17 protein-coding genes and 2 pseudogenes are annotated in these 22,504 nt (G+C 43.4%); 16 read left to right on the top strand and 3 right to left on the bottom strand.

From position 1 onward, the window contains the following. Nucleotides 1–264: 264 nt before the first annotated feature. The 5 genes and pseudogenes from ACT3TU_RS09410 (at nucleotide 265) to pncB (ending at nucleotide 8,122) form a co-directional block, all read left to right on the top strand. On the top strand, nucleotides 265–1,749 hold the full coding sequence (locus tag ACT3TU_RS09410; protein WP_444784312.1) for a coniferyl aldehyde dehydrogenase: 1,485 nt from the start codon (nucleotides 265–267) through the stop codon (nucleotides 1,747–1,749). Between the two features lie 424 nt (nucleotides 1,750–2,173). After that, on the top strand, nucleotides 2,174–4,102 hold the full coding sequence (locus ACT3TU_RS09405) for a glycine betaine ABC transporter substrate-binding protein (RefSeq protein WP_444784311.1): 1,929 nt from the start codon (nucleotides 2,174–2,176) through the stop codon (nucleotides 4,100–4,102). Nucleotides 4,103–4,194: 92 nt separating this feature from the next. Further along, nucleotides 4,195–4,419: pseudogene (locus ACT3TU_RS09400) on the top strand (ATP-binding cassette domain-containing protein); the annotation flags it as partial. 441 nt (nucleotides 4,420–4,860) lie between these two features. Beyond that, a pseudogene (msrAB, locus tag ACT3TU_RS09395) lies at nucleotides 4,861–6,444 on the top strand (bifunctional peptide-methionine (S)-S-oxide reductase MsrA/peptide-methionine (R)-S-oxide reductase MsrB); the annotation flags it as partial. 436 nt (nucleotides 6,445–6,880) lie between these two features. Further along, nucleotides 6,881–8,122, top strand: a complete 1,242-nt coding sequence (gene pncB, locus ACT3TU_RS09390; RefSeq protein ID WP_192523723.1) for a nicotinate phosphoribosyltransferase — start codon at nucleotides 6,881–6,883, stop codon at nucleotides 8,120–8,122. Nucleotides 8,123–8,129: 7 nt separating this feature from the next. On the opposite strand, the gene xseB is transcribed toward pncB, so the two are convergent. The 3 genes from xseB to ACT3TU_RS09375 all read right to left on the bottom strand — a co-directional run bounded on the left by xseB (nucleotide 8,130) and on the right by ACT3TU_RS09375 (nucleotide 10,587). Continuing rightward, a complete protein-coding gene (gene xseB, locus ACT3TU_RS09385; RefSeq protein ID WP_192523724.1) occupies nucleotides 8,130–8,375 on the bottom strand; it encodes an exodeoxyribonuclease VII small subunit in 246 nt (81 codons plus the stop codon). A 66-nt stretch (nucleotides 8,376–8,441) separates the two neighbouring features. Then, nucleotides 8,442–10,004: an exodeoxyribonuclease VII large subunit gene (xseA, locus tag ACT3TU_RS09380; protein WP_444784310.1), complete on the bottom strand. Its 1,563-nt coding sequence runs from the start codon at nucleotides 10,002–10,004 to the stop codon at nucleotides 8,442–8,444. A gap of 214 nt (nucleotides 10,005–10,218) precedes the next feature. Beyond that, nucleotides 10,219–10,587 (bottom strand): hypothetical protein, encoded by a 369-nt coding sequence (locus ACT3TU_RS09375; protein WP_192523726.1) that lies wholly within the window; start codon nucleotides 10,585–10,587, stop codon nucleotides 10,219–10,221. A 529-nt stretch (nucleotides 10,588–11,116) separates the two neighbouring features. On the opposite strand from ACT3TU_RS09375, the gene ACT3TU_RS09370 reads away from it, so the two are divergent. The 11 genes from ACT3TU_RS09370 to purF all read left to right on the top strand — a co-directional run bounded on the left by ACT3TU_RS09370 (nucleotide 11,117) and on the right by purF (nucleotide 22,460). Next, on the top strand, nucleotides 11,117–11,776 hold the full coding sequence (locus ACT3TU_RS09370) for an alpha/beta hydrolase (RefSeq protein ID WP_444784309.1): 660 nt from the start codon (nucleotides 11,117–11,119) through the stop codon (nucleotides 11,774–11,776). 254 nt (nucleotides 11,777–12,030) lie between these two features. After that, complete coding sequence (gene zapE, locus ACT3TU_RS09365; protein ID WP_444784308.1) at nucleotides 12,031–13,131, top strand: cell division protein ZapE; 1,101 nt, start codon at nucleotides 12,031–12,033, stop codon at nucleotides 13,129–13,131. A gap of 236 nt (nucleotides 13,132–13,367) precedes the next feature. Then, nucleotides 13,368–13,952 carry a nitroreductase family protein gene (locus tag ACT3TU_RS09360; protein WP_444784313.1) on the top strand — a complete coding sequence of 195 codons (585 nt, stop codon included), beginning with the start codon at nucleotides 13,368–13,370 and terminating at the stop codon, nucleotides 13,950–13,952. A 121-nt stretch (nucleotides 13,953–14,073) separates the two neighbouring features. Then, complete coding sequence (locus ACT3TU_RS09355; RefSeq protein ID WP_444784307.1) at nucleotides 14,074–15,378, top strand: NAD(P)H-dependent glycerol-3-phosphate dehydrogenase; 1,305 nt, start codon at nucleotides 14,074–14,076, stop codon at nucleotides 15,376–15,378. 69 nt (nucleotides 15,379–15,447) lie between these two features. After that, the gene (locus tag ACT3TU_RS09350) at nucleotides 15,448–15,906 is read left to right on the top strand and encodes a SixA phosphatase family protein (protein ID WP_444784306.1); all 459 of its coding nucleotides are present in this window, start codon (nucleotides 15,448–15,450) and stop codon (nucleotides 15,904–15,906) included. Between the two features lie 129 nt (nucleotides 15,907–16,035). After that, nucleotides 16,036–17,271, top strand: a complete 1,236-nt coding sequence (gspL, locus tag ACT3TU_RS09345; protein WP_444784305.1) for a type II secretion system protein GspL — start codon at nucleotides 16,036–16,038, stop codon at nucleotides 17,269–17,271. A 228-nt stretch (nucleotides 17,272–17,499) separates the two neighbouring features. Continuing rightward, nucleotides 17,500–18,066: a type II secretion system protein GspM gene (gene gspM / locus ACT3TU_RS09340; RefSeq protein WP_444784304.1), complete on the top strand. Its 567-nt coding sequence runs from the start codon at nucleotides 17,500–17,502 to the stop codon at nucleotides 18,064–18,066. Between the two features lie 166 nt (nucleotides 18,067–18,232). After that, a complete protein-coding gene (locus ACT3TU_RS09335; RefSeq protein WP_444784303.1) occupies nucleotides 18,233–18,811 on the top strand; it encodes a DUF4870 family protein in 579 nt (192 codons plus the stop codon). Nucleotides 18,812–19,043: 232 nt separating this feature from the next. Next, nucleotides 19,044–20,078: a quinone-dependent dihydroorotate dehydrogenase gene (locus ACT3TU_RS09330; RefSeq protein ID WP_444784302.1), complete on the top strand. Its 1,035-nt coding sequence runs from the start codon at nucleotides 19,044–19,046 to the stop codon at nucleotides 20,076–20,078. Nucleotides 20,079–20,124: 46 nt separating this feature from the next. Continuing rightward, nucleotides 20,125–20,622, top strand: a complete 498-nt coding sequence (locus ACT3TU_RS09325) for a CvpA family protein (RefSeq protein WP_192523737.1) — start codon at nucleotides 20,125–20,127, stop codon at nucleotides 20,620–20,622. A gap of 302 nt (nucleotides 20,623–20,924) precedes the next feature. Next, nucleotides 20,925–22,460, top strand: coding sequence for an amidophosphoribosyltransferase (purF, locus tag ACT3TU_RS09320; RefSeq protein ID WP_192523738.1), 1,536 nt, complete (start codon nucleotides 20,925–20,927; stop codon nucleotides 22,458–22,460). Nucleotides 22,461–22,504 lie beyond the last annotated feature (44 nt).

Genomic DNA, 22,504 nt, shown 5'->3' with positions numbered 1-22,504 from the left:
ATAGGGCTATAAAAATAGCAGCAAATATCAGCAATATAAGCATTGCCTGACACGTATTTCATACAAACTCAGTAGTCAACTAAAGACGCTGTTCATCGAGCAGTCAATGCGCTACATTAAAGTACAATGAATGGAATCTCATTAGGGTTTGTTTACGGAGGTTACTATTGACGTAACACTCTGACTACCATCCTCTGATTAGAAATATAGAGCCTTTAACCCAATATAATATATCGACTCTAACGCATATAACAAGGAAGATAAATGACAGATAACAATCAAGATATCCATAAGCAACCCTCGCTCGATACAAATTTAGAGCAACAACTGGCGCCCAAAACGCTTAGCACAGCCAATACCGTTGACGAGATGCAAGCGCAATTTGCTCGCTTGCAGACATTGAGCCGTACCCAGCCGATTAATGATTGGGGGACGCGGGAAACGTTATTAGACAATTTAGAAGTAATGCTTAGCGACAATCAAGAAAGCTTTGCCAAGGCCATTAGTGCAGATTTTGGTTATCGTAGCGAATCAGAAACCCAGTTTGCCGAATTATTCCCCAGTTTTACTGGTATCAGCCATGCCAAAAAACACGGTAAAAAATGGATGAAATCGCAGCGAGCTTCTATTTCAGCGCTGTATATGCCGGCCCACAATGAAATCCAGCCACAGCCATTAGGGGTGGTCGGCATCATGGTACCTTGGAACTATCCGTTATTTTTAGCCATAGGACCGATGATTGATGCGCTTACTGCGGGCAATCGCATTATGATTAAAATGAGTGAAGCGGCACCGGAGTTTGCCCAGACATTTGCTGATGCTATTGCGCGCTATTTCTCCCCAGATATGATTTGTGTGGTGCTGGGCGAAGTTGATATTGCTGTCGCCTTTAGTGAGTTACCATTTGATCACTTACTGTATACCGGCTCTACAGCAGTCGGTAAAAAGGTCATGGCTGCTGCTGCCCCTAATTTGACCCCAGTAACACTTGAGCTGGGTGGTAAATCGCCTGTTGTTGTCCTAGAGGGTGCAAACTTAGAAAACGCGGTCAATCGAGTAATGATGGGCAAAACACTGAATGCGGGTCAAACTTGTATTGCCCCTGATTATGTGTTGATTCAGCGTCAATATCATGAAGAGTTTATCCGTCTGGCAAAAGAGTGGGTGGAAAAGCACTACCCTGATTTCGAAAATAATCCTGATTACTCGCGTATTATTAATGGTGAGCAGTTTAAACGCGTTAAAGGCTATTTGGATAATTTAGCGGGTGAGAGCATTCACCAGCTTACCAATGTTGATTCCAATATCGAAACCCGTCTTATGCCACCAGTTATCGTCAGCGAACCTGCGCCTGATAGCGATGTGATGCAAAATGAGATTTTCGCACCGGTGTTACCATTAATGCACTATGACACTCTTGATGATGCGATTGATTTTATCAACGAGCGTCCACGTCCATTGGCGCTATACGTCTTTGGTGACAATAGCCATGAGCTAGACAAGGTTCGTACCAACACCGTATCCGGCGGTTTATGTATCAATGAAGTCATGGTGCATGTATTGCAATATGACTTACCGTTTGGCGGCGTTGGCGATTCAGGCACAGGTGTTTACCATGGTAAAGCTGGCTTTGAGCGTTTAAGCCATATGAAACCCATCTTTGTACAATCTAAACTTAATGGTTTAAACGTTTTATTACCTCCATATGGTGGGCTATTTAAAAAGGCGATGGCACTGTTTTTAAAGTAGCTGTGCTTAAATTAGTCGCTGCCTAGATGCTGGATTCAATTTGTATCTAGGCAGTTATGAATAATAGGTTGTGATAAGCGAACTCATCAGTAATAACATCTACTTAGGTAGGTGTTATTTTTTTTGTAAAAATTTAGCGATGAGAGAACTATGATGAGAGAGCTATAAAATTGAATGACGCCCGTGCTATATATTATTTATTATAAAAATATCTTTAATAGTGTATAAATAAGTGTTTGTCATCGTCTTTATAAGTCGCTACACTTTGTAGATAGTCTAAACAACAGTAGGGCTCTGTTGAAGCCAATACTCTGTACAAGTGATTGATAGATATAAAATCGTGCAGGGTAAAGCGAACGCTGTCAATTGGTGGGTGGCTGAATAAGGGTTTTAGTGCCGATATGAATAATAAATAGGACAGAGCATGCGTCAATGGATTGCGTTAAGTTTACTGTGTATGAGTGCGTTGCTACTGCCCGTGTCGGCGTCCGCAGCCTGTGAGTCACCAATTAAATTTGGCGCACTGACGTGGGAGAGCGGACAGTTCATCTCTGGCGTGCTGAGATATATTGCTGAAGATGGCTATGATTGTACGGTTGAAGAGGTGCCAGGAGCGGGGCCTGCACTTGAGACAGCACTATCACAAAACGATATCCAAGTCATTGGTGAACAATGGGTTGGACGCTCGCCAATCATGGAGCAGGCCATTGCACAGAATAAGGTAGCTGTCATCGGTGATACGCTCAAAGGCGGCGCGACACAAGGCTGGTATGTTCCTAAATATGTACTGGAAGAAAATCCGGGGTTGCGTAGCTATCAAGATTTGCCTAAATATGCTGGGTTGTTTAAAGATCCCGAAAATCCTGGCAAATCACGTTTTATGAACTGTCCATCTGGTTGGACGTGTGAGATTTTTAATACACGCCTGCTCAAAAATACTGGTCTGGACGGCGTGTTTAATAACGCGCATCCCGGTACGGGTGCCGCTCTTGATGCCGAGATTTCCTCCGCTTTTGAACAGCACAAACCGCTGTTGTTTTATTACTGGCAGCCGACTGGCTTGATGGCAAAATATGATTTTGCGCCATTAAGTTTTCCTGCTTACAAGGATGAGTGCTGGCAAGACTTGCTACTCGCTGACGGCACTTCTAACTGTGTCTCTGGGTTCCCTGTATCCCCATTGGGTGTCGCTGTATCCACGCCATTTATCGATACCAATCCAGAACTAGCCGCGGTATTTAAAAAAGTACAGTTTACCTCTGATGAGCTCAATGGCGCTATCTTAGAGATGAGTGAAAGTAAGCGTAACGGTGAGGAGCAAGCGTTGGTGTTTTTGCGTGCCAACCCCAGTGTTTGGCAAGCATGGTTATCGGATGAAGCGGCCACCAATCTCGCTGCTAAATTAGGTATTAGTCTAACAGGCGCTGCTGTCTCGACTGATAAAGCATCTACTACTAACCAACTGGGTTTATCCTCAAGCTTTCCTTCATGGTCTCTTGAAACCCCACTTAATAACGCCTTAGCAAGCGTTGTGCAAAATTACGGTGACGTATTCCGCACTATTAGCACTATGGCGCTCACTTATCTACTACTTCCTATCGAACGCCTATTAACCGTCATTCCACCATGGTTGATTATTGCGTTGGTTACGGTATTGGCTTGGTTTGGCGTACGTAAAATTTGGTTTGCGCTGGCATGCGGCGCAGGGCTGTTTTTGATTGGTGCCTTTGGGTTATGGGGCGCATTAATTGACACCTTAGCACTACTCATCGTTTCGGTATTGGTCACGGTGGTGGTTGGTATTCCTATCGGTATTGCCATGTCGGGTAGTCAGCTGCTGCGCAAAATCGTCACGCCGATACTCGATGTGATGCAGACTATGCCAAGCTTTGTGTATCTTATTCCTGTGTTGATGCTATTTGGGATTGGTAAAGTGCCTGCGTTATTTGCGACAGTTATTTATGCATTGCCGCCATTGATTCGTCTAACGACTCTGGGGATCACTCAAGTCAATCATGAAATGGTCGAAGCAGGGCGTTCATTTGGTAGCACTCATCTGCAACTGCTTGTGTGGATTAAGTTACCACAGGCGCTACCCAGTATCATGGCAGGTATTAATCAAGCTGTGATGATGTCGCTGGCGATGGTGGTACTTGCCTCTATGATTGGCGCACCTGGTCTTGGCGAAGACGTATTGCAATCTATCCAAACGCTAAATATCGGACAGGGCTTACAAGCAGGTACGGCTATTGTTATCGTAGCGATTATCATTGACCGTATTACTCAGGCATTTGGTCAAGGTAAGCGCGCGCGACAAAAGACCATCGCCGCAGGAAAGCACCCGATTGGGTAATAATGGTTTGCATCGGTAATGATAAAGAACAGGTGCGCTATCAATTGACCCAGATAGATAAAACTTAAAAAATCAAAATAAAGAGAACAACGATGAATCATATCCAGCTAGAGAATATCAGTAAGATATATAATGCCAGTAACGAACAAGCACAGTCTGCACTGGCATTGTTGGCTGAGGGTATGGACAGCATCGCGGTAAAGAATCAAACGGGCTATTCGGTCGGGCTTTATGATATTAATCTCAATATTAAGGCCGGTGAGTTACATTGTATAATGGGGCTGTCTGGTTCTGGAAAATCAACATTGATACGTCATATCAATCGTTTGATTGATCCCACTAGCGGCAAGATATGGGTCGACACAGCCATTAATACCAAGACTTCTACCAATCCCTCAATAATTGATACCAACTCAACGAAAACGGCTGCAACCATCGCCGAAACAGCGACAAATGCAGCGTTAGGTAATACAGGGGTGAGTACTACTAAGCTGTCAGACGTTGAAAACTCACCCTCTGCTATCAATATTTTAGAGCTTGATGATAAAGGCTTGCAGCAGTACCGCCAGCAAACGGTCAGCATGGTGTTTCAGCACTTTGGTTTAGTGCCGCATATGACCGTGATACAAAACGTCGCTTACGGTTTGCGTGTGCGAAAAATGAGTGTCAAAGAACGCCACGAAATTGCAAAGTACTGGCTCAATGAAGTAGGGCTATCTAACTTGGAGCAAAGCTACCCTGATGAGCTGTCAGGTGGTATGTTGCCCTCTGATATGCTCAAGCAAATGCAAGCATTGCCACAGTTAACGGAAGGCTTGGGTGACACAGGTGCTGCAGTTATTGACCCCAACAAACCTACTTTGGTTAAGTTTTGGGCAAGCTGGTGTCCGCTATGTTTGGGTACGCTTGAAGAAACAGAAGCCTGGCGCACTGATCCTAAATTTGCAGATTTAAATGTCGTTACCGTTGCAAGCCCCGGCCATTTAAATGAAAAAGCCGACGGCGAATTCAGTACTTGGTACGCTGGTGTCCAAGCCGATTACCCAAAACTACCCGTGTTATCTGATGCTTCGGGTGAGCTGATTAATAAGCTTGGCGTGCAAGTGTATCCAAGCTGGGCGATATTGGATAAAAATGGCAACTTAGTCCATCTAGTCAAAGGCAACATGTCAGCAGAGCAAGCCTACGCACTGGCTGAAAACGCTGATAATAATTTTGCTGAGCTCAAAGCGGGTAATGCCAAGCCTGCAAACGCCCAAGCCTTAGATAACAATAATAAGATTGAGACCATTAAGCAAAAAGATGGTGTTTACTATAACGACAAAGGTAAAGCGATTAATACGCGCTCAATCTATTTGGCAGGTGGTTGCTTCTGGGGCGTTGAAGCCTATATGGAACGCGTCGATGGTGTTGTCGATGCAATATCAGGCTATGCCAATGGCGATACTGCCAACCCAAGCTACGAGCAAGTGATTCGTGGTTCAGGACATGTCGAGGCGGTAAAAGTCACTTACGATGCGGATAAAACTGATCTTGATACGATTCTCAAATATTACTTCCGCGTGATTGACCCAACCAGCCTAAACAAGCAGGGCAATGATCGCGGCGTACAGTACCGTTCGGGCGTCTACTACACTGATAAAGAAGATAAAGCGGTGATTGATGCGGCACTTAAACGTGTTCAAGGTCAATATGAACAAAAAATTGTGGTAGAAAACGAAGCGTTAGATAACTTCTATTTGGCGGAGATGTACCATCAGGATTATTTGGCCAAAAATCCAAATGGTTATTGCCACGTTGATTTAAGCCTCGCTGATGATAAACCTGAAGGTGCCGCACGCACTAAGCTTGCACCTGTAACCAGTATTGCTGAAACCTTAGACGCGAAGCGTTATGATGGGTTTGATAAAGGTGATCTTAAAAACACCTTGACCAAGGCCCAATACAATATCACGCAAGATGCAGGTACTGAACGTGCCTTTAGTCACGAATATGATGATTTATTTGCTCCTGGTGTCTATGTAGACGTTGTGAGCGGTGAGCCATTATTCTTATCGACGGATAAATATAATTCACAATGTGGCTGGCCAAGCTTTACTAAGCCCATCGATCCGCAAGTTATCACAGAACATCAGGATAATGCCTTTAATATGGTGCGTACCGAGATTCGCTCACGAGTAGCAGACTCGCATCTGGGTCATGTATTCCCAGATGGCCCTAAAGATCGTGGTGGTCTGCGCTATTGTATCAATGGCGGTGCATTGCAGTTCATACCTGTGGGTGTGATGCCACAGTCAGGCTATGCGCCTTTGGTGAAATTGGTTAAGCCTGCAAAACCTTAATAATTAATGTTGGTAATTAATCTTGCAAAAGACGTTAAGCAATGCTTAGCGTCTTTTTTATGGCTTATGTTTTATAGTTTTTACTGTGAAAGCATGTTGAAAAACTCTATAGTTGATTCACTTTAAAACCGGTATGAGTGCTACTGGAGTAAGTTTTTCGCAGCCTCTGTCACGCTTGCGAACAGCAAGCAAGAAAAAATTATTCCAGTAGCACGTGGCTACCCGTGTGTCGATCAGTGTATCGATTTTATTTAGAACGGCCAATATTATCGTTGTATTTTTGCTGTTATAGCCTGTGAGTTATGAAAAATAATTCAAACTTCGTTATACTCAAAGGCTTGTGATCTATCTATTAATAGCATTGCTATAGTTACGTCACCCTATTTCGTCGCTTGGTTTCTTGGCGATTTTTCATTTTTGCATTTAAGGCTGTAACATGACCGTTACCCATAATTCTACAACTTTTGAACCTATTATTACCTCGTTGCTTGATAACGATTTGTACAAATTCACTATGTTGCAAGCGATGTTGCACCAGTTTCCGCAAACTTACGGTGTCTATCGTTTTCGCTGCCGAAACAACAAAGATACCGTCTATCCATTGGCTGATATCAAACAACAGTTAGAGCAGCAATTAGACAGTTTGTGCGAATTGCGTTTTTTGGAAGATGAACTGGATTACTTGCGCGGCTTGCGCTTTATGCGCTCAGATTTTGTTGATTACTTAGAGCTCTTTAAGCTTAAACGTCGTTTTATTACCGTCAGTACCGATGAGCAAGGCCGCTTGTTTGTCGATATAGAAGGGCCGATGATTCAGGCCATGTTTTTTGAAGTGTTCGTACTAGCGATTGTTAATGAGCTGTATTTTAAGGCTTTGTCAAATACCAGTGTCATCGAAGAAGGCCAGCGTAGGCTCGATGAAAAAGTGGCGCTGTTGCATCACTATGCCGCAGAACAAGCAGAAAACAGCCGTGATACACCGCCTTTTATCGTTGCTGATTTTGGTACGCGTCGGCGTTTTAATAAGCATTGGCAGGCCCATGTGGTAGAAACACTACACAAGGCTGAACCAAAGATCGTGGGTGGGACTTCTAACGTGCTTCTTGCCAAAAATCTCGGCATGACGCCAATTGGCACGATGGCGCACGAATTTATGCAGGCATTTCAGGCCTTGGATGTGCGGTTACGAGACTCACAAAAAGCAGCGCTTGAAGCGTGGGTACATGAATATCGCGGCGATTTGGGTATTGCGCTGACTGATGTCGTTGGGATGGATGCGTTCTTACGTGATTTTGATTTATACTTTGCCAAACTTTTCGATGGCTTGCGGCATGACAGCGGCGACCCATACGTGTGGGGTGACAAGGCGATTGCCCATTATAAAAAGCTAAAAATCGACCCTAGAACTAAAATTCTGACCTTTAGTGATGGTTTAAATCTTAATAAAGCTTGGGATTTGCATCAGTATTTCAAAGACCGCATTAAAACCAGCTTTGGTATCGGTACCAACCTCACCAATGATATGGGGATTACGCCGATAAATATTGTTCTTAAGCTGGTTGAGTGTAATGGGCAGCCAGTCGCGAAGCTGTCTGATAGCCCAGGCAAGACCATGATCAATAATGACACGTATCTTGCCTATCTGCGCCAAGTGTTTGAGGTTGATGAACCCGAATAAAAAAGGCTTAGCTATCGCTTTTCTCTGTTTTATCTTCTTCGGCGAAGGCGGCATCTAATGCTTGTTGTACGGCATTGATGCGGGTCTCGCAAACACGATAAGCGGCAATCGACTCTTCTACCGTCGTCATTAAATTATCAATGTCAGGCTCGTCTTGTTGCTGTAATTCAGCAGCATTGGTTTTTAGAATATCGTAAGCCGCCTTAAAGGTTTTTGGGGCGGCTTTTTTACGTCGGCGAGTAGGCGTTGTCATAGGGTTTCCTAATATTAAAAATGAAGGGTTAAATAATGGTTATGTGTATTAAATATTGCTATGTGATTAAGCTGAGTTATTTGCAGGTTTCATGGTTTGAGTGTCCGTCGTTTTAACATCGATAATATGCGCTTTGGCTTTACCATCTTTTAAGACGATATGCACGGTTTGTTCAGGATATAGCTGATTACTACTGGTCAGTATCTGCTTGCCTTTTTCATCAGTAAGCATAGTATAGCCTTGCTTTAACACGCGTGAAGGTCGATGTAAGAGTACGATATCACGCAGATGCTCGCTGTTACGCTGTGCTTGTATTAGCTGCTGCTGCGCACTTTTCATAATGGTCTTTTGATGGTTTTGGCTATAAGTAGAGGCGATTGATAGCTGCTGATAAGCAGAGGTTTGAATCTGTGCACGCAGCTCACTTGTTTGTCTAGCTGCTTGTTTCACCTGCCGCTGGGCGCTTTGTTGAATGCTACGCCAGGCATAGTCGCTGTCTTTTTGCAGTGCGGTTAGTTGACCAATCGTTTGTGATTGTACTTGGCTTAACTGGCGTGTTGTTTGCTGCTCAGCGATATCTAATTGACGCTGGGCGGCTTGTTTTATTTGCGCTTGATATTGTAATGTCTGAGTGACTAATTGCGCCAAATGGCTACTAATAGCGGCGATTACTTTTGACGGGGTATCAAAGCTAGTATGGGCGACCTCATCCAAGATGACTTTGTCACGTTCATGACCAATGCCCACCCAGACAGGGACAGGCTGCTCAGCGACTAAGGCGGCAAGCTCATAATCATTGAGGTAGGCCAAATCACCAACAGCGCCGCCACCGCGAATAATCACCAATAAGTCTGGCAAACGCTGATAAGTATCTTCAAACTGCTGCTGGGCACTGACGATTGCTTGGCGAATCTCGCTTGGCGCATGATTGCCTTGAAAGGTGGCATTGTGATAATGAAAATGACAGGCACCTGTACTGGCTAAAAGATCCGCATCGGCTTGAAAGTCTCCCAACCCTGCTGCTTTTTCAGGGGCAATAACTAAGACATGCTCGATATCAAATGGGACAGGCAGCTGTTTATTGAGGTGTAATAGGCCCTCACCAGTCAATCTATCGACCATTTCCGCATATTGGCGCGCCAAATCGCCTAACGTATAGCTGGGATCAATATCTTCAATCGTGAGCGAGAAGCCATATTGTGCATGAAAACCTGCTGATACTTTGAGTAGAACCGTTAAATCACGTTCAAGTGGCATACCGGTTGCCCGCTCAAACTTGGCTAGGACCCGCGCCGCTTTAAAACGCCAAAGGTTACCACGGCAGCTAGCAATAACTTTACCATCGTCGTCTTTTTCTGCCAGCTCAAAATAATAATGCCCACCTTTGCTAGATAAGTTGCGTATTTCAGCTTTGACCCACACGCGATGATTAAAGGTTTGCTTGATGACCATATCCACCGCTGATAAATAATCACTAAGGCGCAAAACCGTATCTTCTAAATTGACTTCTAGGCTGTTTTCCTGCTCTGCCAACTCGGCTTCTAAGGTTGCTAAATCTTTGGCAGGCGCTAATACTTTAGATTTTTTAGTGTCGGCTTGTTTGATATTCGATAGGTTAGGTTTGCGCATAATAGAAGACCAAAGGTGATTAAAGTTTAAAGATTGGCTAGGCGAGATAAAAGACTACGTAGAGTAGTTTACCCCAAAAGCCGCTGTACAAAAAGCAAAGCCAATAAGTTGCGATTGATGTAGTATCTACATCGCAAGTTTATTGGCTATGAAATGTTTTTATTGTACCGATTATTTATGACTCAAAAGTCGCCTCACGGTATCGCTTATTCGCTTACTGACAGCGGAAGTTAATCATGTATTCATAATCATCTTTACGTGATAAATCTGGCGATCCAGTACCGAAAATTGAACCGATAACGGCGCCCGCTTGTCCAACCATACGACCAGTGCGCTCATCCAAAACACCATTATATTTGACCTTGTCATCAACGATAATGACTTGCTTACTTCGGCAAGTCGTCTTAGCGCTATCAAGTGCATTTTGCTGAGCTTTTACTTTAGTGTCACCGATACCTGTGGTCTCATAAATGGAATTGGCACGCTGAATGACGGGTGAGGAAGGCGTGCTTTGACAAGCGCTTAACGCTAGTGCGGCGGCCAAAGTCGCTGTTAAAGTAGCGGTTTTATTAAAAGTATTCATAATGATTCCTAGTTCCTGTAAGTTGAACATGAAAAAGTTAAGTACAAAAAATCAAAAATAAAGGTTTAAATATAAAAAATCGATATAGAAGGTTGATTCTAAAAGACAAACGCATTAAATATAAACGATGCAAATACGGGTGTCATGAATAAATTAATAAGTTTAAGGGTCAGGGTAAATCTAACCTATTCATATATTGAGTGTCTAGACGGTTATTGTGTTCGGTATTGCGCTTATATTACATACTAAAGTTGACCTGGGGGCATGTCATCAATTAATACATTTAATCATTTAGTGGTCTTAAAATGGCTAAATTTTGCCAAACATTGTCAAATATAGTTGATTTTAAATAAAAAGAGTACAGCCATTACAGCGTGCTACTGTTATAAATTTTGCTTGCTTGCAGCCACTACCAGCATAATTTAACGTTTAAAAAATAGTTGATATTAGTAGGACACAGCAAATCACTTGAAATATAAACCATATCTAGGATAATTGACCTATTCACCTTTAATTAATAAGTAAATTTATGCAATTGATTCCCGCTCCTGCTGGCGTACTCGAAGTTGATGCGCTATGGCAACAAGACAATCCTAACGATCCAAATACCGATACCGTGGCGCTGCTCTGTCATCCCAATCCGCTATTTGACGGTACGATGAATAATAAAGTAGTCACCACCATGTATCGTTTCGCTCGTGATAACGGTATGCATGTGGTGCGTTTTAACTTCCGCGGTGTGGGGCAGTCCACTGGCGAGCATGATTATGCTGATGGTGAGGTGGTGGACGCAATGACCGTGCTACAATGGATTGCAGAGCAAACGCAGGCCCGCAAACTATGGCTTGGTGGCTTTTCCTTTGGCGGCTATGTAACCGCGCGTGCAGCGGAGCAAGTCCTCACATTGCCACACATATGGGGCTTAAGCGATTTTGAAATTGCTAAAATAGCCCTCATCGCGCCATCAGTCGAAAAAAACGACAGCAGCGATATCAGTTTACCAGCAGACAAGACCTTTGAGATTTATGGTAATGCTGATGAGGTGATTGACCCTGATAATATGCAGGCATTCGCTGAGCGTTTAGGGCTTGCTGTGAGCGTTGTAGATGGTGCTGGACACTTTTTTCACGGGCGCTTGTCTGAGCTGAAAAAGTTATTAGAGCAGCATACCTATAATGACAAAGTATAATTAGTGACAATATAGAATAGAGTTAGTGACAATATAAAGTTAGTGATAATAATGTAAAGCATTATCTACCAAAAACTTGATGGATTTTAATTGTTAGTAAGTAAGACCTTAAGCCGTGTTAACCTAAAGAATGGTGCTGAGCCATTCCAATATGTCAGTTACGACTATCTCAGTGTAGAAGTCATAAGTTAGTCGTAATTGTCGGTATCAACACTTTATTGTAATGTTTGTTTTGTCAAATAATGAGTCGTATTATGAGTCTATCTCCCTTGCAGCGTTACGAGCAAGCCATCAGTACTGATGAGTTTACTCGAGATGAGCAGCAGTATCAGGCCATGAGCTATTTAGATGAGCTGTACCATCAGCTCAATAATAGCGTGGAACAAAAAAAAGGCTTTTTTAGCTTTTTAAAGTCAAAGCCAGCTGCACCCAAGGGTTTGTATATGTGGGGCGGGGTAGGACGAGGTAAAACATGGATGATGGATATGTTTTATGATTCATTAACCATTGACCGTAAGATGCGCCAACATTTCCATCACTTTATGCAGCGCATACATCACGAGCTAAATAAACTACAAGGCGAAAGTAACCCATTAGAAAAGGTTGCCGATATTATTTATGAAGAAGCGGTTATTATCTGTTTTGATGAGTTTTTTGTCTCTAACGTCTCTGATGCCATGATTTTAGGGGACTTGTTCACCATGCTGTTCAGTCGTGGCATTAGCTTAGTGGCGACGTCAAATATTGAGCCATCAGGGTTGTATAAAGATGGTCTGCATCGTGACCGTTTTATGCCCGCCATCGCTGAAGTTGAGCGTCACACTACAGTAATGAATATCGACTCTGGTATTGACTACCGTTTACGTGTCTTGCAGCAAGCAGAGCTCTATGAGTCACCGATGACTAAAGCCAACCACCACTGGCTGGCCAACCGTTTTGCCAGCTTATCTAACAATCAAAAAATTAGCTACGAGCCTATCATCATTAATGGCCGTGAAATAACCATTAAAGCGCGCACAGAAGATATTTTATTCTGTGATTTCCGTCATTTATGTATGGAACCACGTTCAGCGTCTGACTTTATAGAAATTGCTAAGAAATTTAGCACAGTATTGGTCAATGCAGTCCCAGCTTTAGATGACGATTTGCGTGATCCTACGCGCCGCTTTATCTATCTTGTTGATGAGTTTTATGATCGCCGTGTAAAACTACTGGTTCGGGCAGAGCAATCGATTCTTGAATTGTACCAAGGGAAGAAGTTGGCGTTTGAGATTGAGCGAACACGCTCGCGCTTGCTTGAGATGCAGTCAGAAGACTATCTGCGCATGGAGCATCGTGTCGAAGATGCCGCATAGTTGATGACTTTTTATTCCTAATATAAAAGCATCATTTTTATAGTGAACTGACTATAGCTTGCTATAACTGATGGTTTTCAAAACCAACTACTAAAAAAGCTAATTATTAAAAATAGCACTGCTAAAAAACAGCAATAGATAACAATAAATAAGGAATGATAATGGCTAAATCTAACGAAGACAGTAACGAGAAAAATGAAGGAAAATTGTCGGTCAAGGACATTACCACTGATAACATGCCTTGCAGCAGTGAAGCGCTGATTGGCTGGATTAACTCAAGACGCAGCATGGGTAATTTAGATATGCCAGCACCGACTCGCGCCCAAATCGAAACGGCGATTGAGTGTGCAGCAACTGCGCCCGATCATAAAAAGTTGCGTCCATGGCGTTTTATCGTGACGCAGGGCGATGCCCGTCATGAGCTAGGCAATGCTTTAGTTGAAGCGGCTCAAGCAAAAGCTGACCGTGAGGGAGAAGAGTTGTCCGAAAAGAACCTCAAAAAAACGCAAACGCTGCCACTACGTGCGCCGCTTATTATTACGGTTGTCACCAAAATGGAGGCACACAAAAAAGTCCCACCATTTGAGCAAATGCTAAGTACGGGTGCTGCGGTGCAAAACCTAATACTGGCGCTCAAATCACAAGGCTTTAGCACAGTATGGCGCACTGGATTATTATGTAACGAGCCAGCAGTAAAAGCATATTTTGACGTAGGGCCAGATGATTATGTGTCAGCTTTTGTTTATACTGGCACCAGCCCTAAAGATGACCCCGTGCGTAAACCGATTGATATTGAGCCGTTAGTACGATTTGAGTCATGATTTATCAAAGCATCTAAACGTTGTTTATTGGGGAAGATTATCAGCAAAAAGGTATTAAGGGCTAGCACCCAAATCATGATAAATTCTATTAATAATAAGTCAGTCAACACGGATAAATAATATGACAAGTCCTAATGATAACAGCAAAGATCTAAACAATGATGGTAATGAAGTGGATAAAAACACCTCTGAAAAACAACAAAATGGTCTGCTGGCAGGCATTATCGAACGTGCTACCAAATCAGGTATCGGTCGCAAAAAACTTAACCCTAGCGCGGTAGAGTCAGCGGTGGCAAAAAACATGGCAGAAATCCATAGCAATCCTACCAAGTTACGTTTGGCATTTTTAGGTGGCGGCAGTTTTGGTACAGCAATGGCAAACCTAGCCGCACGTAATGGCTGTGATACCACGCTATGGGTACGTAACAAACGTACCGTTAAGGCCATGGCAAAAACACAGACCAATAAAAAATATTTGCCAGGCTATAAGCTCGATGATCGTTTGAAATATAGCCATGATTTAGAAGCAACGGTCAAGGACAAAGACATTGTGTTTATTGCCGTGCCTGGTTTGGCTTTTCGTGAGACCTTAAAAAACATCGCGCCTTTTATCAGTGCACAATCCATCGTCTCATTGACCAAAGGCATGGAAAAAGATACTTTTGCCACGATGAGCGATATTATTAAAGATGAGTTGCCAGAAGTGAATTTTGGAGTGATGTCAGGGCCAAACCTCGCTATCGAGATTATGAAAAACATGCCGTCTGCTACCGTTATCGCCAGTGAATCAGAACCACTGCGTCATGCGGTACAGGCTGCGCTACACAGTGCTTTTTTTCGCGTGTTTGCTAGTGATGATGTCAAGGGTGTTGAGCTTGGTGGCGCACTCAAAAACATCTATGCGATTGCCATGGGTATGGCAGCCGCCTATGAAGTGGGCGAAAACACCAAAGCGATGATACTAACCCGAGCGTTGGCAGAGATGAGTCGTTTTGGCGTGGAAGAAGGGGCAAATCCGCTAACGTTCTTGGGATTGTCTGGCGTAGGAGACCTATACGCAACCTGTAGCTCAGAGTTGAGCCGCAACTACCGTATCGGCAATATGCTCGGCCGTGGTATGACTATCGATGCGGCAGTCAAAAAACTCGGTCAAACCGCTGAGGGTGTTAATACCATTCAGCAGGTGCACGAAAAGGCGACCAAAAAAGGTATTTATATGCCTATCACCCATGCACTTTATGCAGTCATTTATGAAGATAAAGCCGCATTAGGCGTTGCACTACACTTGATGGAAGCGGGTTTCCGTAGTGATGTCGAGTTTGTCATGGCTCATGACCATAGCAATGCTGCGCTCACTGCGCATATGCAAACCTCAACCAACAGCGCTGAGGATGACAATGAGGATAGTGACGTTGACAACAAGTAACGCGATAAATATCAAAACAGACACCACGACCATGTTTCAAGCTTCGACAGTTATTTGCCAAGGAAGGTTATGAAAGTTATATTAATACGTCACGGTCAAGCAGAGGATGAAACGCGTCCAGATAGTGCGCGCCAGTTGACCGATTTTGGACAGCAGCAAGCGGTACAGACGGCAGAATATATTGCCACTCATTATAACCCTAATTACTTTATCGTAAGCCCTTATGAGAGGGCACAGCAGACACTCAAAGCATTGCAGGCACGTATGCCTAATGTGCCATCGACAATACAGAAGAACATCACACCTTCTGACGATGCACGTGCTGCTTTGGCAGACATTGCCAATATCGAAGCAGAGTGTTTGGTGGTGGTCTGTCATATGTCGATCATTGCCAATATCGCTGGGTTACTAACGGGTGATTATCCTGAGTCATTTTCTCTGGCAGAAGCGCGCGTATTTGAGATGGGTTTTGTGATGACGGGTATGGCAAATGAGGTGAATCGTTTTATACCCGAGCAGCCATACTGACATCAGTATAGTGATGTCGAATTTTATTGTCCCAAACCTTTTTACATATTCCTTTATAACCGTATATTTTATAATGTTGCTTTTACAACAGTGCACCTATAACCGTTTCAATAATTAAGGACACGCTTAGTGTTACACGTTTGGTTACGAGCGCAGTATAGCCCATTGGCTGTTTGGCATGAAGATGTGCAGCGATGGCAGTCAGTCGAGAGTTGGCAACAGCTGCAAGCTATCTATGGCAGTTATAAAAGCAATGCACAAAAGACTTTATGTCTATATTTCCCTTCAAGCCATATCTTACAAGTAGATACCGAGCTTAATACCACTCAACTGAAACAACTGGGCACTACGGGCAAACAATACCTGTTTGAAGAGACTTCATTGACCGCTGTTGAGCAGTTGGCCATTCGTCAAATCAGCCATGATGAGCATCATCAATTGTATGCACTGGCACAAAACGATATCGAAGCATGGCAGCAAAGCGCTAAGCTGGCTGGCATGAGTATAGCGGCGTTACTGCCTGATTTTTTATTGCTACCAGCGCCAGAAGAGGGTGCAGGACAGCAAGTAACGCTGTATCAAGATGAGCAGACCATGCTCCTGCGCCAGTCAGTGCGTCAAGGCATGGCTATCAGCTATTTACCGTTAATTTTTGAGCGCTTTCCACACTTAAGTGAGGTGAATGTATTACCACCTATAGAAGAAACCTTGGCTGATGCTGTACCAGTCAACTTTATGGCACAAACAGCGGCGATTATCGCTGAGCATCAGTTACTCTTGACTACCTTGTCTACATCGGCTGAACCTATTGAAAATCCTGAACGCCACGCGCTTAACTTTTTTGTTAAATCAACAGATTCGCAGCTCTCACCATATCTGCGCGTAGCGATGATGGTGGCACTGTCAGCCTTGGTACTACAGATGGCAACTGATGGTGTGCAATGGTATCAGTATAATCAAGCGGCAGTGGCTACCAAAACTGAGGTGGCAGCGCAGTATCAATCTTGGTTTCCAAACGAGCCATTAAGCCCCCGCACTAAGCTACAAGTGCAATTACAACCAAAACTGCGCAGCGATAGCCAAGCCCCTGCCTCACATATGGCAGCATTGTCGCGCATATCACCGTTAATCAAACAATCTTCATTACGCGCGCAAGCGTTAGTGATGCAGCCGTCTGCGTTGAGCTTTACGTTGATCGCGCCTGATCGTAATAGTCTTGATCAGTTCACAGATACACTGGCAGCGCAGGGTTTAAATGCTAGGTTAGAGCAAGTAAATAGTAATGAACAGGGACAGTTTAGTGGTCAAGTGACGGTAAATGTCGTAGAAAATACCGATACACAAGCAACTGCGACGATATCATGATTCAATGTGCTAATTGATGACATGGCCTAATACTTACATCTATAGTCAGTGAGAAGTAATATCGCTACATCACGTACTGCAGGTACCGTTTTTTCTTGCTTGCTGTGCCTACGCAGACAGAGGCTGCAAAAAAACTATACCCGCAGTATCGTAGCGTTTTTAAAGTATTTTAACTATAGTGTTATTTGCTATTTCAGTTGTGGTAATAAAGCTCAAAAAGGTTAGAACATGAAACGATTACAGCGCCGTACCAAACGTAATGCACTCAATCCTGAAGCTAGCACCCATGTTGGAGTGAATGTGCTGACAGTGCGCATGAATAATCTCCAAAACCTTCTGTCGTCGCGCTGGAAAACACTGCCGCCGCGTGATCAGTTGGCATTGGCTGTATTGTCTCTATTTTTACTGTTACTTATTGGCGGTTACGGTGGCTATCGTATTCATCACTCGGCAAACGACAGTAAACGCAATTATCAAGAACAAGTAGCCGATTATTTCTGGTTACGTGCCCAAGCTGGCAACCTTGATAGTAATGCGGTGAATACAGTGGATGGTGAGGCTGCAAAGCCACCCGCTAGTAGAATCAGCGCGTTATTAAATAACTCAGGTATTGCAGACGCTCAAGTCGTTGCGACTGGCGATGCGGTACAGCTAAGCTTTAATAATGCCAGTCAAGCCGTGGTCAGTGCCGCGCTTGGTAAGCTTGAACAGCAAGGTTGGCAGTTCACCCAGCTATCTATGCAGCAAGATTTGACCAACAAATCAATTCAGGTACAAGCGACCGTGACGTCATAAAACGGTTTGTTATTACAACTCACTATATTGCAATTCAATATATTTTAATCAAGGTTATTGATAGCCAGTGGTTAAAAATAACCCTGTGTCGTTAGGAGGTATTGAAAAACGGCTGGTTTGGTACAATCAATAAACTATTAATCACTGCCAAATAGTGATGTTTACGATGAGTAACTCTGCTAATCGCAAACCTGATGAGCGTGTGGGTCAACAGATTAAAATTCCTAAAAATTATGACAATGAGCGTGAGACTATTGGGACAGTATTTGATTATGAGAGGTCTGATTATGCGATTACTCAGCAAGGACAACGTAATATAATGAGCGACAACATGAATGATAATATGAACAATGGCAAGCGCCGTTCCTTGATCACTTATAATCACATCACTTACTTTTTGTATGTGATTAGCTATTTTACCGCTGGTCTATTATGGATAGTACCGATTATCATGAATTATGCCAAGCGGCATGATGCTGATGGCTCATGGCTAGCCACGCATTTTGACTGGCAGATTAAGACTTTTTGGTACGGTATCGTTTGGTTCGTTGTTGGTATTATTATCATAACTTTTGCTTTAGGTGGTTTCGGGGTCAGTATGTTTGCCGATAGTGGGAATATCGCCATTGGTTCATTGCTATTGGCTGGGCTTGGTCTATTCATTATCGCCTTTACTTTTATTTGGCATCTGTATCGTATGATCCGAGGTTGGATAGCTTTGACTGATGGACGTCCTGTCCCTTAGAGGGTGTATAGAGGTTATTAGAGGTTCATGATACAGCAGTCTTATCTCTTGAAATGAACGGCGAATGACTATATGGCTTAGTTGATAAGCGCACGCATTTATGAGCGTTTTAATATAAAAATTTAGCGCATGAAACTTTGCTCTTGTTTCTGTTAAGCTGATATAATCGCTGCGCTTGATTTCATTCGCACTTTTTATTCATTATCTCTTTTGAGCAGGGTCTGTCATTACTATGTCTTATGCCTTACTTCGTCCTTTTTTGTTTAAGATGGATCCCGAACACGCCCATGAAACGACTTTGTCTTTATTGGACAAAGCGCATAAAGCGCGTGCTTTAGGCTTGGTATATGGTCAGTCGATGCAGCCAACAGACTGTATGGGGCTGCAATTTACCAACCCAGTCGGCCTAGCAGCAGGGTTGGATAAAAATGGTGACTATATTGATGCGCTTGCGGAGCTGGGCTTTGGCTTCATAGAAGTAGGTACGGTCACGCCAAGACCACAAGTAGGTAATGATAAGCCCAGACTGTTTAGAATCAAACAAGCAGATGCCATTATCAATCGTATGGGGTTTAATAACCAAGGGATTGATTATCTGGTTGAAAATGTCAAACGCTGCAAATACAAAGGCAATATTGGGATTAATATCGGTAAAAATGCCGATACACCAGTAGAGCAGGCCGCTGACGATTATGTTTATTGTTTAGAGCGCGCCTATCCACATGCCTCGTATATTACTGTGAATATATCCTCGCCAAATACCAAAAATTTACGTGATTTACAGAGTGGTGAAGCGTTGACTCAGCTGTTGCATACGATTAAAAATCGTCACAGTCAATTAGCGACCGAATATGGTTTTTATGTGCCATTGGTGCTAAAAGTTGCGCCTGATTTAGAGCCGCTACAAGTCGATTATATCTCACAGCAACTATTGGATTTTGAAATTGATGGCCTCATTGCGACCAATACCACTTTGGGCCGTGTTGGTGTTGAAGACTTGAAAGATGGCGATCAAGCAGGTGGTTTATCTGGTCGACCCGTCAGCCACATTAGCACTCAAATTTTACAACAATTCTCTGATCAACTGGATGGTAAAGTAGCTTTGATAGGCGTTGGTGGTATTGATAGTAGTGCTAAAGCCATTAAAAAAATTGAAGCAGGCGCAGATATGATACAGCTATATACGGGTCTCATTTATCGCGGTCCTGGGCTGGTACAGTCTTGTATTCAGGCTATCGGTGGCTATTACGATGCGATGGAAAACTAATCAATAGTTATCCAGGAATAATGAGTAGAGCGATGAGGCATAAAACATGAGTGGTCTGGATATTGTGATTGCTATTGTTGTCTTGATTGGATTATGGCGCGGCTTTCAAGTCGGATTAATCAAAACAGCGGTTGGCTTGGTAGGTTGGTTTATTGCGCTTATCGCCGCTACTCGATTGGCAGGTACAATCTCACCTCAATTATCAGGTGTCGTTCAAAACCCTGTATTACAAATGGCGATGGCTTTTTTATTAGTCGTGATTGTTATATTGGCTATCATGCACTTAGTGGCATTTGTATTCTCAGGAGTACTCAAAACCTTGCGCTTGGGTGTCGTTGACAAAATGGCAGGCGGTGTCCTAGGTGCAGCCAAAAATGTACTGATGGTTTTGGTGGTTCTTAGCGTTAGTGCGCCATTCTTGGTACAAATGCCGCAATGGCAAACTTCAGTGCTCGCGCCTGAATTGCTACCTTATGCACCGATGGGTAAGGCACTAGTCTCAGATGTGCTAGGGCTGGCTTGGGATCAGGTCAATCAGTCATAAACAGTCAAATTTTCATATTTCAATGCTGAGTTTCTTATTATATCTATAACTCGTAATCTCTATAACTTCTTTTTTAGGGTTCTGGCTTGTATAACAGCTAGGGCGCAAACGGGACACTCAAAAAATCATTGAAAAATCAATGATGGCCCGTATAACTGGCAATTTAAAAAATAAATTTTCGTTAAAATCTAAACAAGTATCATCAGGTCGGCGGTGAGTGACAGCTGTTATTTTTAATAGTGTGCTGTCAAAAATTTGCCGTTATTGTAGTACTAATGTATGGGTAAAAACAGGATATAACTATGTGTGGAGTCGTCGGGGTTGCAGCTCATGAGCCAGTTAATCAAATTCTTTATGATGCTTTAACGATGTTACAGCATCGCGGGCAGGATGCAGCAGGTATTGTAACTTTGCAGGATGGACGACTCTATCTGCGTAAAGAAAATGGCATGGTGCGTGACGTTTTTATGAATCGTCATATGATGAAACTGGTTGGAAAATTCGGCATCGGTCATGTGCGTTACCCAACAGCGGGTAGTTCCAGTAGCGCCGAGGCACAGCCATTTTATGTCAATTCACCTTATGGCATTACGCTGGCGCACAACGGTAACTTGACCAATGCTGAGAGTTTGGCCAAAGAATTGTATATTGAAGACCGTCGCCACCTCAATACGGATTCAGATTCTGAAGTACTACTAAACGTACTAGCACATGAAATGCAGAATTTGGGCAAAACCAATCCAACGGCGGATGACATTTTTGAAGCCGTAAAAGCGGTTTATAGCCGCTGCGAAGGCGCTTATGGCGTCGTGGCTTTGATAACGGGTCATGGTTTGCTCGCGTTTCGTGATCCTAATGGCATTCGCCCACTGATATTTGGTGAGCGCTTGGCTGCCAATGGTGGCACAGAGTATATGGTAGCTTCAGAGTCAGTTGCTTTGACAGGTTCAGGATTTAGTATCATCCGTGATGTGAAGCCTGGTGAAGCTATTTTCATTGATTTAGACCATAATCTACATACCTATCAGTGTGTAGAGCAGCAAGAGTACACCCCTTGTATTTTTGAGTATGTGTATTTTGCTCGTCCAGATTCGATTATGGACAACATTTCTGTTTATAAATCACGCTTGCGCATGGGTGAAAAACTGGCGGATAAAATCCTTGCAGAATGGGGTGAAGATCACGATATCGATGTGGTCATTCCTATTCCTGATACCTCGCGTACTTCAGCGATGGAGCTGGCGCTGAAGATGAATATCAAATACCGTGAAGGGTTTATGAAAAACCGTTATATCGGTCGTACCTTTATCATGCCAGGTCAGCAGCAACGCAAAAAATCAGTTCGTCAAAAGCTCAGTGCCGTACCGCTAGAGTTCAAAGATAAAAACGTGCTACTGGTTGACGATTCTATCGTCCGTGGTACGACGTGTCACGAAATTATTCAAATGGCGCGTGATGCTGGGGCTAATAAGGTATTCTTTGCTAGTGCTGCGCCACCAGTCAAATATCCAAACGTTTATGGTATTGATATGCCGGTACGTAGTGAGCTCATTGCCTCAGGTCATACGGTAGAAGAAGTGCGCGATATCATCGGTGCGGATCGTTTGATTTTCCAGGATTTAGATGACTTGATTGATGCGGTAAAAGATACTAAGTATAGCAAGGTTGAAGGCTTTGATTGTGCGGTATTCAATGGCTGTTATGTCACTGGTCAAATCAATGAGGCTTATCTTGAGCATCTACAAGAGCAGCGCAATGATACTGCTAAAACAGGTAAAAAAGGCGTACAAATCGTTGCTGATACCCCAGTGGATATGATGGGTGTCGAAGAGCTTTAGAGAGTCTGACTCCTAACTTCGCCAATTTCATATAGCATTCTTAG

This window comes from Psychrobacter sp. AOP3-A1-26 (assembly GCF_052378235.1).
Classification (GTDB): domain Bacteria; phylum Pseudomonadota; class Gammaproteobacteria; order Pseudomonadales; family Moraxellaceae; genus Psychrobacter.
The sequence above is the reverse complement of the archived record's forward strand: the minus strand, read 5'-3'. Positions and strand labels throughout refer to the sequence as shown.